We start from the raw sequence: 15,210 nt of genomic DNA, 5'->3' as shown, positions 1-15,210 counted from the left end.
TATTGTTTTTGCTTGCAATTTTTCCCGGTCAGGTATCGGCTCAAAAGGAAGGATTAATTCAACTCAACTGGCAGGAGGTTCAAATTCAGGAAGATGGGAAGTCAAGAATTTATTTTGACGGGTCACATTTTCTATTGGAACACACCACCTTGCCCTATTTTCATATAAAATTCAATACCAGTGTTTTAAATATAAATATTTTGCAGCCGGTTTATATCCCATTAACCAATGAGGAGCAAAAAGCGGTGACCGGAAAACTATCCACTACTCCAGAAATTAAAATAATTGAGTCGTATGAACGCAAGGTTCCGGTGAGTCTGGTGTATATTTTACCTTTTCGTTTGAACCCAACAACAGGAGTTCCTGAAAAGCTTATATCTTTCAGTTTAGCCCCAGTGCAAAATTCCGGCTTTAATTCCAGAGCAAAATTCAATAACACTCAAAGCTTTGCTACGAATTCGGTTTTAGCAAGTGGGGATTGGTACAGAATCGGAGTAACACGGGATGGCATATATAAGGTCAGTTTTGATGATTTGATGGACCTTGGGATTGACCCGGCCACACTTAGTTTTGCCAGCATCCGGCTTTTTGGAAACGGAGGCGGACCTTTACCCTTATTGAACAGTGCGCCCAGAAAGGATGACTTGCAGGAATGCGCAATCGAGACCATTGATGAAAATCAGGACGGACAATTCAATAACAACGACTATTTTTTATTTTACGGACAAGACCCAACCCGTTGGACCTACAATTTTAGTGAGAAGCAATTTGTACACAATAAAAATAATTTTACCGATACTACTTATTACTTTCTCACGACTAACGTTCCCGGCATTCCGAAAAGAATTCAAACCGTTCAAAGTTTACCTGCTATAGGCAATGAGCCCCTCGTTTCGAGTTTTACCGATTTTAGTTATCATGAGGAAGATGAAATAAATTTCATTAAGTCAGGAAGAGAATGGTACGGTGAGATTTTTGATGTTATACTTAACCAAAAATTCAACTTTTCATTTCCCAATCTCATTCCGGGAACCGCAAAGTTAAAGTCAAGCGTGGCTGCCCGGACTTCCACCTCCTTTTCCAGTAGCAGCAGGTTTGTTGTCAGTGTTAACAATTCAACCATTCTTACCCATACAATCAGTAATGTAGGCGTGAGTTATACGGATGACTTTGCACGGACCTCTGCATTAAACGCCTTATTTAATGCTACATCTTCTGACCTCACCCTTGACTATACTTTTCAGCCTTACAACGCTGCTTCAACAGGATGGTTGGATTACATTGCCATAAATGCCACCAGGGGATTATCCATGACCGGAAATGAACTCCTGTTCCGTGATCTTGACACCAATAATCAGCCGGGCAACAGGAGATATGTAGTCGGTAACGCAAAAAATGACTTGAAACTTTGGTCATTGCGTGATCACAATACTGTAACAAATCAACAATACGCCTTGAATAATGGAATCCTGGAATTCATTCAATCCATTGATTCTTCGCAGATGATCGAATACTATCTCTTCAATGAAAAGGCATACAGAACCCCTTTCTTTACCGGGAGAATCGCTAATCAAAATCTACACGGCTTAGCCCAGGCAGAATATATTATTATCTCACACGAAAATTTTTTAGCGGAAGCTGAAAGGTTGGCTGAATTTCATCGTGACAATGATAGCTTAACCAGTATTGTTGTCAGCAGCCGTCAGGTTTTTAATGAATTCTCCAGCGGCGCTCAGGATGTAAGCGCCATCAGGGACTTCCTTAGAATGTTTTACGAACGGGCCGGCACCCCGGAAGAACTGCCTAAATATGCATTACTATTAGGCGATGGTTCTTACGATTTAAAATACCGGACCGGTGGAAATTCTAATTTCATACCCACGTTTCAGTCGGAGAATTCTGTCTCACTTCTTATATCATATACCTCGGATGACTTTTTTGGTTTGATGGATCCTACCGAAGGCAACCTTACCGGACCTGAACTTATCGATATTGGCATCGGACGTTTTCCTGTAAGAACTGCTGAAGAAGCGAAGGCAATGGTTAATAAAGTCATTACTTATTCTACCCCCGGAATCATCACCGATCAAACCTATTGTGCCGGAACAAACAGCAGCCGCCTCGGCGACTGGAGAAACATATTATGTTTTGTGGCCGATGACCAGGACAGGAATTTACATCAACGGCAGAGTGAGCGAATCACTGCATTTGTACAACAAAACAATCCTGTTTATAATATAGATAAGGTGATCTCTGATGCCTATCAACAGGTCTCCACACCGGGAGGATTACGTTATCCCGAAGTGAATGATGCCATCACAAAAAGAGTAGAGAGAGGAGCATTGCTCATTAATTATACCGGTCATGGAGGGGAGTTAGGATGGGCGTCTAAGGCCATATTAAACAATGACATGATCAACAGTTGGAGAAATACCAACAATATGCCGGCCTTTATAACTGCAACTTGTGAGTTCAGTCGTTTCGATGATCCTTTGCGCACTTCGGCCGGTGAATTTGTATTTTTAAATCAGCAAGGGGGCGGCATCTGCTTATTTACAACGGTTCGCCTTGCTTTTGCCATTGACAATGAATTAATCAATACCGACATGATGTCACATTTTTTCAAACCTGTAAATGGAAAGATGCCCAGAACAGGCGATATTCAGCGGCTGGCAAAGCGTGATAACCCATCCAACAGAAATGTTACTTTATTGGGAGATCCGGCACTTATGCTCGCCTATCCTAAATACAAAGTGGAAACAACAGGTATTGAAGAAACGGGCAACGGTATCACGCTGGACACACTTTCTGCACTCAGCAAAGTCACTATCAAGGGTAAAGTAACGGATTCGAATGGAAATACTTTAACCGGATTTAATGGCGTTGTCTTTCCTACAATATATGATAAAACCAACAAGGTTTATAATATAGTTAATGACGCTACCGGTAATGATATTAGTTTGCCGGATAGTTTCAATTTAAGAAAAAACATATTGTACAAAGGTAAGGCCAGTGTGAGCAACGGAGAGTTCAGCTGCTCCTTTATTGTACCTAAAGACATTTCTTTTCAATATGGCTCCGGCCGCCTCAGCTATTATGCACATGATGGAAACAATGATGCAAATGGTTTCAACGAAAACTTCACCATTGGCGGCATCTCCGGCAATGGGCTCCAGGACAACCTTGGACCGGAAGTAAAATTATATATGAATGATGAAAATTTCATCTACGGAAGCATGACCAATTCGAGTCCAAGAGTATATGCTATTCTGTTTGATTCCAGTGGCATAAATACCGTAGGCAATGGTATCGGCCATGACATCACTGTTCAACTGGATGGAAAGCCACAGCAATTATATGTATTGAATGATTACTATGAATCAGATTTGGATTCTTATCAAAAAGGAAGGGTAATATTTCCCCTGGATGCCTTATCAGAAGGCCCCCATACATTAACATTCAAGGCATGGGATATCAACAACAATTCATCGGAATCCACCACAGAATTTGTTGTCAGCTCATCAGCCGGCCTGGCCCTTGACAGAGTATTAAATTACCCCAACCCCTTCACTACCTATACCCGATTCATGTTTGAGCATAACAAACCTTGTACAGGTATGGCTATTCAGGTTCAGATATATACGGTGAGCGGAAGACTCGTCAAAACCATTGATGCCTATCAGGTATGTGAGGGATTCAGAAATACCGCCATTGAATGGGATGGAAAGGACGATTTCGGCGATCAACTGGCGCGCGGGGTTTATGTTTATCGATTGAGAATCAGAACAGCAGAAGGAGAAACCGCTCAAAAGCTGGAAAGACTGGTTTTGCTACGATAAGCTAACTATTTGGAAACATTTCACTACTAAAATTCGTTATATTTGCCATCCTTCCTGCTTAAATTGCTACTTATCTGTAATTTATCAGGAACAATTAAACTCAATGATGAACAAGCAATTAACAAAATTCTTCTTCGTTCCTGCTCTTTTAGCGCTACTTACTGCAAACTCTTCTGCGCAGAACACTAATTTATTAGGACAATTAAACACCATTACAACGGCGGTACCTTTCGTTATGATATCACCGGATGCGCGGGCAGGAGGTATGGGTGACCAGGGTGTTGCTTCAGCACCTGACGTAAATTCAATTCACTGGAATCCGGCCAAGCTTGCATTTGCTGAAAAGAAAATGGGATTTGGAGTTTCTTACACTCCCTGGTTGAGAGCTCTCGTAAATGATATGTTCATCGCCTATTTATCAGGTTACAGCAAAATGAAAGGAGATCAGGCTATCGGCGCATCTTTACGCTATTTTTCACTGGGAAATATCACCTTTACAGATGTTAACGGCAATACGATTCGTGATTTCAAACCCAATGAATTTGCTCTTGATGTGGCCTACTCCAGAAAACTCAGCGAATACTTTTCGGGAGGTATTGCCTTACGTTTCATTCATTCGAATTTAACAGGAGGCACACAAGTAGAGGGTCAGGACTCCAAAGCAGGAAACACTGTTGCAGCCGATGTCTCTGTTTATTTTCAAAAAGAGATTGAGTTGGGCAATAAAGAAGCCATTCTTACCAGTGGGTTGAACATTTCTAATATTGGTGCAAAGATTTCCTATACCGAATCCGGAGTAAAAAACTTTATCCCCACCAATTTGCGTTTAGGTCCTGGATTAAAATTAAAACTCAACGAGTACAATGAGCTTGGATTCATGTTAGACATTAACAAACTCCTGGTTCCTACTCCTCCTATTTACACGCAGGACACTGCCAACAGTGCTGACAACATCATCCTCTATGGAGAAGATCCGGATGTGAGTGTAGCACAGGGAATTTTCCAATCCTTCAGCGATGCCCCGAATGGTTTCAAGGAAGAATTACAAGAAATCAATCTTGGTTTCGGAATGGAATACTGGTACGACAAACAGTTTGCATTTCGTGCAGGATATTTCCACGAAAATCAGCGTAAGGGAAATCGTAAATATTTCACCCTCGGTGCAGGACTTCGTTACAATGTTTTTGGCATCGACCTCGCTTATCTGATTCCAACTGATCAACGCAACCCATTAGAAAACACACTTCACTTTACATTGACCTTTGATTTTGACGCGATGAGCGGTGACAAAGACAAAGATGCTGAAGAATAGTTTTCTGACAAATCCCCTATGAGATTCCGGGTAGGTTTTGGTTTTGATGTGCACCAACTTACTGAAGGTCGCGACCTGATTGTAGGCGGAGTAAAAATTCCACATAGTAAAGGGGCTTTAGGACATTCGGATGCCGATGTCTTGATACATGCCATATGCGATGCATTACTCGGCGCTGCCGGCTTAAAAGACATCGGCACTTATTTCCCTGATACATCTGCTGAGTTTAAAGGCATCGACAGTAAAATCCTTCTCGATCGTGTTGTTAAACTCCTTTCCGAGAAAGGCTATACCATCGGTAATGTTGACTCTTCACTTGTTCTGGAGCAACCCAAGATCAAACCCTATATTGATCAAATGAGAAACACTTTGGCTCCCATTTTACGAATCCAGGAGGATGAAATCAGCATTAAAGCCACCACCAATGAAAAAATGGGGTTTATCGGACGCGAAGAAGGAGTAGCAGCCTATGCAGTTTGCATGATTGAAAAGAAGGTTTAAAGTTTAAGGTTTAAGGTTCAAGGTTTAAGGTCTAAGGTTAGAGATTAGGGTTTAAAGTTTGATACAAAAGCCACAGCGTGGCATCATTATTCTATCAAAGCAAATTCCATTTCCCAAAGCTCCGTAGGAGCGACAGGATTATAGCATCTAGATGCGAAATATGGGTAGCTCCGAAGGAGCGACAGGATATAGCATCGTAGATGCGAAATATGGGTAGCTCCAGGAGCGACAGGATATAGCATCGTAGATGCGAAATATGGGTAGCTCCGTAGGAGCGACAGGATTATAGCATCGTAGATGCGAAATATGGGTAGCTCCGTAGGAGCGACAGGATATAGCATCGTAGATGCGAAATATGGGTAGCTCCGTAGGAGCGACAGGGATATAGCATCGTAGATGCGAAATATGGGTAGCTCCGTAGGAGCGACAGGATTATAGCATCGTAGATGCGAAATATGGGTAGCTCCGTAGGAGCGACAGGATTATAGCATCGTAGATGCGAAATATGGGTAGCTCCGTAGGAGCGACAGGATTATAGCATCGTAGATGCGAAATATGGGTAGCTCCGTAGGAGCGACATTATTCTGGCAACAGCGAGGCGACAGGATTATTCGCATCGTGGATTATTATTATCCAAGGCTTCACAGGCAAAGCGAATCGGTATGATTCTATAAAATATTGTCTTGCTGTAATAGCTTCAGCTATGCAAAAACATGATCGTTTCTATTTCCAGGGATCGTACGCTACAGATTTTCTTTATGCCTGCTATTCCTCGGTTCAACCCCGTTGGGGTTGTGGGTTGGAGTTGGTGTGCTAACCCCGGATTGCATCCGGGGTTAGCGATGTTGAACCCCTTCAGGGTTCTGGAGCGGTCTCGTCAGAATCATTACATTGAAGATGAAATGAGCATGACAAGAGATCGTTCCCCCAATCTCGTCAGTTGACGAGAGGTCCTCCCTTAACTCACCCTGCTAAAATTAGCATCGGTATCATCAAGGATTTTTAGTTGATGGGCAAGCAGGATATTTTCGTTAAGTTGGAGATGTTCATCTTCAGCCAACTTTTCTATGGCTGCTGTGCGGGCTAATTCAAGGATGCGCTGATCTTTGGCGAGATTGGCAATACTCAAATTCAATACACCACTTTGTTGCGTCCCTGCCAAATCTCCCGGACCACGTAACTCGAGATCCACTTCTGCAATTTTAAATCCATCATTGGTTTCCGTCATCGTTCGCATTCTTAGTCTGGCATCATTGCTCAGTTTATTACCAGTCATGAGAATGCAAAAGCTTTGTTCTGCTCCCCTCCCTACCCTTCCCCTAAGCTGATGCAATTGAGAGAGCCCAAAACGTTCTGCACTTTCAATCAGCATCACCGAAGCATTGGGAATATTGACACCCACTTCAATCACCGTAGTGGCGACCATGATATGCGACTTCCCTTCTTTAAAGCGATTCATTTCAAAATCTTTATCAACCGCTTTCATTCTTCCGTTCACAATGCTCACCTGGTATTGCGGTAAAGGAAACTCTTTGCATATGGTATCATACCCTTCCATCAGGTTCGTATAATCCAACTTTTCAGATTCCTCAATCAATGGATATACAATATATACTTGCCTGCCTTTTGCAATTTCCTGTTTTAGAAACCCAAAAACAGCCAAACGGTGTGATTCCGTTCTGTGAATCGTTTTAATGGGTTTACGTCCCGGAGGCAACTCATCAATCACTGAGGTATCCAGATCTCCGTAGAGTGTCATCGCGAGCGTTCTTGGGATAGGTGTGGCTGTCATCACCAACACATGTGGTACAAACTCATCCTTCATCCATAGCTTCGCCCGTTGTTCTACTCCAAAACGATGTTGTTCATCGATAACGACCAATCCAAGATTCTTAAACTGCACGCGATTTTCAATTAAAGCATGGGTGCCGATAAGAATCTGCAGACGACCTTCTACCAATTCCTGCAAAAGAAATTTACGATGAGCAGTTTTAGTACTGCCCGTCAGTAAACCTATACGGATATCCTGATTTTGTAAATATTCTGAAATGGCATGAAAATGCTGATTGGCCAATATCTCCGTCGGTGCCATCAAACATCCCTGATAGCCGCTATCCAACACCATGAGCATACTCAGCAATGCTACCATTGTTTTACCACTTCCCACATCACCCTGCAGCAGACGATTCATCTGCTTTCCGCTCCCCATATCCACACGAATTTCCTTCAGCACCCTTTTCTGAGCATTGGTCAATTCAAAGGGAAGATGGTTCGTATAAAAAGTATGAAAGCTCTCGCCGATTTTTTCAATTTTTCGTCCTTTATATATTTCCTGTCGGGTACATTTTGCTTTTAGCAGGCGCAGTTGAATAAAGAACAGCTCTTCAAACTTCAAACGATACTGAGCTGCTGCAAGAATTTTTTCATCCGAAGGAAGATGAATGTGAAATAAAGCATCTCTTCTGCTCATCAACTTATACTTACTCAGAATATCGGAAGTAATTGTTTCCGGAATCTGAGCAGGCAATTGCGAAAGGAGCGTCTTCAATAGTTTTTGCAAGCCTTTACTATCCAATCCTCTGCTCTTGCATTTTTCAGTAGTACTATAGACACCGGTGAGTGAACCTCCACTCCACTTTTCAGCAATCGCGGCTTCTTCGAGTTCCGGATGAATAATGTTAAACCGTCCGTTAAAGAAACCCGGTTTACCAAAAACAACATACTCCTTGTTAGGATGAATAGTATCCTTTATCCAGCGGATTCCCTGAAACCAAACCAGGTCCATTTGCCCGGTGTTATCACTAAAAACCGCAGACATTCTTCCCGGCCGCTTTCCACCATGTACTTGTAATCGGGAAATCGTTCCTTTTAACTGTACTAATGGTAAATCTTCATTCAGTTCGGCAACGGTAAAAAATTTTGAACGATCTATATAGCGAAAGGGGTAGTGTTTAACCAGATCAGAAAATTGAGATATACCCAGTTCTTTACGAAAAAGTTCGGCGCGTTGCGGACCTACTCCTTTCAGGTATTCGATGGGTGTATCTAAAAATATATTCTGACGCATTTCAAACAAAAATAAGCAAGGAGGGAAACAAGAAGGATAGAAGTTGAATTATTTTCGAAAAAGTATTGAAAATAAAAATCCCGCTTTTCGGGCGGGATTTTCACGTTGCAAAATACAAATTATTGCACTTTTTTAACGTTCACAGCATTGGCACCTTTACGGCCTTCAATCACCTCGTAGCTGACATTGTCATTTTCACGAACCTTGTCTATTAGACCGCTGTGATGCACGAAGATTTCCTTGTTGGATTCATCCTCTACAATAAAACCATATCCCTTGGCTTCATTGAAGAACTTTACTTTACCTGTTTTCATTTTAATGAATTAATAATTGAATATTTTCCAAAAATAAGTATAAAATCGAACTTGGGCATTTATTTGATATATTTTTTTAGATCGAAAAAAAATAGAAAGTTGTGAAGGTTAGGATGATACCTTTGCGGTTCATCATTAAGTAAGAGCAATATGCTACAAACAATCAGTGGAAAGTGGGTTGATATTCTGAACAGAAGAATTTGCGAAGGGACATTTACCATCAGGAACGGTCATATCTCCTCCTTTAAAGAAGAGGCTGTGGCAGAGGAAATTTATATTCTTCCCGGTTTTATTGATGCGCATATTCATATTGAAAGTTCCATGCTGGTACCTTATGAATTCGCAAGAATAGCTTTGACACATGGAACTGTTGCGACAGTGAGTGATCCACATGAAATTGCCAATGTGTTAGGTTTGGAAGGAGTTTATTACATGTTGGAAAATGCAAAAGATGCAAAACTTAAATTTCATTTTGGTGCACCTTCCTGTGTGCCCGCCACTTCTTTTGAAAGTTCAGGTGCTGTGATGGGGCCGGCTGCCGTTGAAACACTATTACAACGCGACGATATCTTCTACCTAAGCGAAATGATGAATTATCCCGGAGTACTGTATAGCGATCAGGAAGTGTTACAAAAAATAGCTCTTGCTAAACAATATAACAAACCGGTTGACGGACATGCTCCCGGATTGCGAGGAAAAGATGTTAAACACTACATTGATGCAGGAATCAGTACCGACCATGAATGCTTTACATTGGGGGAAGCGTTAGAGAAGATAAGTTATGGAATGAAAATTCTCATTCGTGAGGGTTCGGCTGCGAGAAATTTTGACGCCCTGCATCCTCTTTTAAGAAGTCATCCGGGATCGTGTATGTTTTGTTGCGATGATAAACATCCCGACGAACTGTTGTTGGGACATATAAATTTACATGTATCAAAAGCAATAGCCCTGGGTTACGATCTCTACGATGTTTTATATGCGGCTTGCATACACCCCGTCATGCATTACAACTTACCGGTGGGTCTACTGCGCCCCGGAGATCCTGCCGATTTTATCATCACAAGAAATCTGGTTGACTTCCAACCTGAGATGACAGTTATAAACGGAGAAGTGGTTGCCGAAAAAGGGATATCTTTTTTACCGGAGAAGAAACACCACATTATAAATAATTTCAAAAGTTCACTACTATCGCCTTCTTCATTGGAAGTAAATGATTTAGGGAATATTATGCGTGTCATTGAAGCCTATGACGGACAACTGATCACAGGAGAATTCCAGGCAAAGGTCAAGGTGGAGCATGGGCTTTGCGTTGCGGATCCCGAAAATGATATTCTAAAAATTGCTGTAGTCAACAGATACGCTCCTTCTCCACCATCTATAGCCTTCATAAAAAATATCGGATTGAAAAGAGGTGCAATTGCTTCGAGTGTTGCCCATGATTCACATAATATCATCGTAGCAGGTGCAGATGATGCTTCCATGTGCAAAGCTGTAAACCTGCTCTTTGAACACCGAGGCGGATTGAGTCTGGTAGACGGGCCGGAAGAGTTGGTCATTGCATTGCCGGTGGCGGGCTTGATGAGTGACAAAGATTGTGAAACCATTGGAAAAGCCTACGCCCATATTGATCATAAAGCCAAGGAGCTGGGATCTTCCTTACGTGCGCCATATATGACATTATCCTTCATGGCCTTATTGGTAATTCCTTCTCTAAAAATCAGCGACAAAGGATTATTTGATGGCCATTCGTTTCGCTTCACTTCATTGTTTGTTTAGAAAACTGCAATATTTAACGCTTAGCACTACAGCATCTCATCTCTGTTAATCGTCGTTAGTTACGGGGTATCCTTTAGGAAATCACAAGGGAAGTGTAATAATTCCTCTACGGAACAACATTTCCTGTTTATGATCGTATGACTACTAGTAAGCAGTTTATGATCGCCATAAAGAAATATCTTATTACACCTTTACGATACACCATGCTTACCGGCATTTGTATTTTTATCTATTCGCTTTTTGCGTCAACCTCTTTAGTGAGTCACTTACTTCAGAACCTTCTTCTCCCAACGCTCTTCTATTTACTTCTTTTTGCGCTTGGATTCCTCGTCCTTTTACTCCTTACGTGGATCAGCACCTCCACTACGGAAATGTAGCGGTTACTGAAGTTGCATCTGCGCCAATCAATTCCTCCTTCAATTTCCGATCGCGGTTATAGATATCATTTCTGAAATGCAATTTCCCGTCATTCTCCACCCAGGCGGTAAAGTAGACGATGAACACCGGAATTTCGGTCGACAAGGGCACCCACAATTCTTTACCCGGTTTTAACGACTTACTCACCTTCTCCGGTGACCAATTCTCTTTTCGAGAATATAATTGGCCAGTTTCTCCGGATCGCTGACACGAATACAGCCATGACTAAATGCTCTTTTTTCCTCGCTAAAAAGAGAGCGGGAAGGTGTATCGTGCAAATAGATACTGAAGCTATTCGGAAACAAAAACTTCACTCTTCCCAGGGAATTGTTTGCACCCGGGCGCTGACGAATAGTATACGGAAATCCGGAATTGGAATACTTAGACCATGCTATTTTAGAGGGGCTTATCACTTTAGATGATCTATCTACAACTTCCATATTATGTTTTTTCAAATAGGATGCATTTTTAACCACTCCCGGAATAATTTCATTGTACAAAATTCCCGGAGGAATCACCCAATAAGGATTGAACACTACATGCTTCAACACGCCTTTGAAGGTGGCGGTTTCGTGCACTTCTTTTCCAACAACCACGGGCATCGTCCAGACTTGCTTTCCATCTTCATAGGCATACAAATTAAAATCCGGGATGTTCACAATCAAATAATCCGGCGGATAATCAGACGGCATCCAACGGCTCCTTTCCATATTCAGTAAAATCTCCTCTATACGAATATTTACCGGCACATTCAATTGCCTGAAGAAGGCAGGACCTGCTACGCCATCCGGTTTCAGTCCATGCCTGGCCTGAAAATTTTTTATTCCTTCCGAGAGCATGGAATCCACCACCATGGATGAATCTGCTTTCGGGAGATCGCCATGAAGAAACAAGCTTTGTGATAATGCCGGAACGATACTATCTGTATCGCCTATACGAAGCGACTTTCGCGTCATGTCAACAATAGGCCAACCTCCATTTTTTTCAAGGCTGTCATACTTCACAAGATAACTCCTTAACCAGTAGTACTGACGGAAGACCGCCTTTGACAACAGTCTACCATCCGGAGAATGAGACAACGCTGAATCGAGCCATTCGCTCTTATCAACATGATATCGTGGAAGAAACCACCCCATCGCTTTCGTCTTCTCCTCCGGCAATCCATTCCATGCCGCATCAGTATACCAGAAAAAGGAGGTGGTAAGCAGCAGATCTAATATCGGATCAGGAGGGGACAGACTGTCTTTGCCGGCTTGAATATTCATTCGCTCCTGAAGTACAGACATTACAGGGAAGGTATCCTTCACTCCCTCCAAATTGACCATCTCAAGGAACTGCAATAGAAATCCGGCATGCTCCCGCAGGCCATTCTTACCAAACCATGCAAACTTCCATTCCCGGTTGGTGTAAAAACTACGGACTCTTGGTTCATAGTTTTTCAGGTGAAAACTATCTGAAAAAAGAGAATCCAAAATCAGACTATCCAAAACGGAAGGCCCCTTCTTATCAAATACACGAACAATGGTATCTTTGGGAGCAATGTTTTCCTGATTGGAATTTCCACCGGAAGAACAGGAAAAGAGAAAACCCGAAACGAAGAAACCCACAATTATTTCAAGGAAATGTTCGATGAAAAATTTACAAATTTTATTTAGCTTTAAATACTGCATACCTTCTTACTTTGCTTTCATCTGCTTCATGATTCTGGTTGCAAAGACAAAATCATTCAACTCTTGATTATCCGAATGCACAATTTCATCATAGCTACCTTCCCACCATTTCCTTCCTTTAAAAATAAAAACAATTTTCTCTCCCATCTCTGTAAGGGAATTCATGTCGTGTGTATTCACTACGGTCGTGGTTTGAAATTCAGAAGTGATTTCCTTTATGAGATCATCAATCACTATAGAAGTTTTGGGATCAAGTCCGGAATTGGGTTCATCGCAGAATAGATACTTGGGATTCATAGAGATCGCTCTTGCAATCGCCACCCTCTTCTTCATTCCTCCACTTATTTCAGAGGGAAATAATTTATTTACATTCACCAGATTCACCCGTTGAAGGCAAAAGTTAACTCTATCCAGTTTCTCTGCGAGACTCATGTGCGTAAACATATTCAGTGGAAACATCACATTTTGTTCTACCGTTAACGAATCGAACAAGGCACCTCCCTGAAAAACCATTCCAATCTCCTGACGAATTGGTTTACGTTCTTTAAAGTCCATTTCACTAAAATTTCTTCCATCAAAATAAACTGCTCCGCGATCCACTTCAAAAAGTCCGACGGTACATTTCATTAAGACCGTTTTACCCATCCCACTCTGCCCAATGATCAGATTCACTTTACCACTCTCAAACGTACATGAAATATCTTCAAGAACTGCTTTCCCATCGAAGGCCTTATATATCCCCTTTACCTCTATCATGCTTTATAGCTATTTCCTTTCAGGCGAGAATTAACTGTGTAAGAATATAATCAAAGATCAGAATAATAATACTGCTATACACCACTGCCTTAGTACTGCTTTGACCTACTTCAAGAGCACCGCCATCAGTATGATATCCATGATAAGCGGAAACGCTGGTGATGATAAAAGCGAAAACCAATGTTTTAATCATTGCAAAAACAATATTAAAAGGAACAAACTGATCTTGCAATCCGCGGACAAAATCTGCAGAAGGTACTGTACCGCTCAAGTCGCCGGCGAACCATCCACCAAGTATGCCCAGAAACATACTCAGAATAACAACGAATGGAGTGATGATGAGTCCCGCAATGATTTTAGGTAAGGTGAGAAAACCTGAAGAGTTGATTCCCATAATTTCCAGCGCATCGATCTGTTCGGTGACACGCATCGTTCCTATTTCAGAAGCGATACCGGAGCCCACCTTTCCTGCCAGAATTAACATAATGATTGTAGGAGAAAATTCGAGAATGATAGAATCACGGGCAACGATTCCAACAGCATAAATAGGAACTAATGGATTAACGAGATTATAGGCACTTTGAATCGTGATTACCGCCCCCATAAAAACCGAAGTAAGCGCTACAATACCCATAGCTCCAACGCCAATGTTGACCAATTCGTGTAATACCTGTCGATAGTAAACTACAAATTTCTCCGGTTTCATGAACAAACCTTTCATGAAGATCCAGTAACGACCGATCTCAAATATGCTTCGGGAAATCACAGGTGCCAAGTTAGGTATATGGATTAAAGTTTCCCTTTAAAATATCCATTCTTACGAACAGCAAGCGTTTATTAAACGTTTATTGTTGCTGCTAACCGTTTATTCAAAAGTTGCCGTCAATTTTATATTGAAAATAGCGAAAGAAAACCAATCAACTTATTCATTGAATTTCAAAACATTGCCTTCGACTAAAAAATTAACCATTTGCAAATGATTGTATTCGTATATAAATACTTAAAACCTGGCTCGTATTTGCCCCGCCGCTAAGTTTGTGCCGGGGAGGAGGAGTGGTGGCCCCCTTCCTACTAAAATGCCCGAAAAAAGGAAGTTCGACTTTGTTTTTTTGCGATGGTTTTTATGCGAGGTTCAGCCCAAAGTTCACTATGGATCTTTTGCATTCATTGCTATACACCTTTAAAAGAAGTCTTAAGACTCATCCGGTTTCTTCTATTTCACTGCTTCTGTCTTCTTGTAAATGACTGCAAGATTCAATTTTAAATTTTCAAAATGTGTGATCAACATGCTTATCTTTGATTTATGATCCGACGGAGAACTTATCGCCTTCTTATAATTATGCTGATTTCCGGACTTTTTTCTTCCTGTAGCCTTTTTAAGAAAAAGTGCGATTGTCCGAATTGGGGGCATGCTAAAAAGGTAGAAAACCAGCTCCAGGCTGCAGGCTGATAAGAATCAATTTGGCGTAAAGTCTTGAAATTTAATCATATAAAATTAATTATGACTTAGCGCAGTTGGTTATATGACTGTTGTATCTATCTTAGCACTTTATTTAGA

10 protein-coding genes are annotated in these 15,210 nt (G+C 41.5%); 4 read left to right on the top strand and 6 right to left on the bottom strand.

Annotation, left to right across the window (positions count from 1 at the left end):
* Window positions 1-8 precede the first annotated feature (8 nt).
* The 3 genes from porU to IPJ86_08265 all read left to right on the top strand — a co-directional run bounded on the left by porU (window position 9) and on the right by IPJ86_08265 (window position 5,652).
* Complete coding sequence (porU, locus tag IPJ86_08275; GenBank protein ID MBK7887285.1) at window positions 9-3,839, top strand: type IX secretion system sortase PorU; 3,831 nt, start codon at window positions 9-11, stop codon at window positions 3,837-3,839.
* 103 nt (window positions 3,840-3,942) lie between these two features.
* Window positions 3,943-5,151 (top strand): type IX secretion system outer membrane channel protein PorV, encoded by a 1,209-nt coding sequence (gene porV / locus IPJ86_08270; GenBank protein MBK7887284.1) that lies wholly within the window; start codon window positions 3,943-3,945, stop codon window positions 5,149-5,151.
* Window positions 5,152-5,169: 18 nt separating this feature from the next.
* Window positions 5,170-5,652 (top strand): 2-C-methyl-D-erythritol 2,4-cyclodiphosphate synthase, encoded by a 483-nt coding sequence (locus IPJ86_08265; protein MBK7887283.1) that lies wholly within the window; start codon window positions 5,170-5,172, stop codon window positions 5,650-5,652.
* A 958-nt stretch (window positions 5,653-6,610) separates the two neighbouring features.
* Here the strand turns inward: IPJ86_08265 and recG are convergent.
* Together recG and IPJ86_08255 are read right to left on the bottom strand one after the other, a co-directional pair.
* A complete protein-coding gene (gene recG, locus IPJ86_08260) occupies window positions 6,611-8,719 on the bottom strand; it encodes an ATP-dependent DNA helicase RecG (GenBank protein ID MBK7887282.1) in 2,109 nt (702 codons plus the stop codon).
* A gap of 119 nt (window positions 8,720-8,838) precedes the next feature.
* Window positions 8,839-9,033, bottom strand: a complete 195-nt coding sequence (locus tag IPJ86_08255; GenBank protein ID MBK7887281.1) for a cold shock domain-containing protein — start codon at window positions 9,031-9,033, stop codon at window positions 8,839-8,841.
* A gap of 150 nt (window positions 9,034-9,183) precedes the next feature.
* On the opposite strand from IPJ86_08255, the gene ade reads away from it, so the two are divergent.
* On the top strand, window positions 9,184-10,809 hold the full coding sequence (gene ade / locus IPJ86_08250; GenBank protein ID MBK7887280.1) for an adenine deaminase: 1,626 nt from the start codon (window positions 9,184-9,186) through the stop codon (window positions 10,807-10,809).
* 363 nt (window positions 10,810-11,172) lie between these two features.
* Here the strand turns inward: ade and IPJ86_08245 are convergent, their stop codons facing one another.
* From IPJ86_08245 to IPJ86_08230, 4 genes are read right to left on the bottom strand one after another with little or no spacing between them, the layout of a single operon-like run.
* Window positions 11,173-11,373: a hypothetical protein gene (locus tag IPJ86_08245; GenBank protein ID MBK7887279.1), complete on the bottom strand. Its 201-nt coding sequence runs from the start codon at window positions 11,371-11,373 to the stop codon at window positions 11,173-11,175.
* Window positions 11,370-12,896, bottom strand: coding sequence for a L,D-transpeptidase family protein (locus tag IPJ86_08240; GenBank protein ID MBK7887278.1), 1,527 nt, complete (start codon window positions 12,894-12,896; stop codon window positions 11,370-11,372). Before IPJ86_08240 ends, IPJ86_08245 begins: the two co-directional genes overlap by 4 nt.
* A 6-nt stretch (window positions 12,897-12,902) precedes the next feature.
* Entirely contained in the window at window positions 12,903-13,652 is a 750-nt protein-coding gene (locus tag IPJ86_08235) for an ATP-binding cassette domain-containing protein (GenBank protein ID MBK7887277.1), read from the bottom strand.
* A gap of 19 nt (window positions 13,653-13,671) precedes the next feature.
* On the bottom strand, window positions 13,672-14,373 hold the full coding sequence (locus tag IPJ86_08230) for an ABC transporter permease (GenBank protein MBK7887276.1): 702 nt from the start codon (window positions 14,371-14,373) through the stop codon (window positions 13,672-13,674).
* Window positions 14,374-15,210: the final 837 nt, after the last annotated feature.

It is taken from the genome of Bacteroidota bacterium, assembly GCA_016713925.1.
Classification (GTDB): domain Bacteria; phylum Bacteroidota; class Bacteroidia; order AKYH767-A; family OLB10; genus JAJTFW01.
The sequence above is the reverse complement of the archived record's forward strand: the minus strand, read 5'-3'. Positions and strand labels throughout refer to the sequence as shown.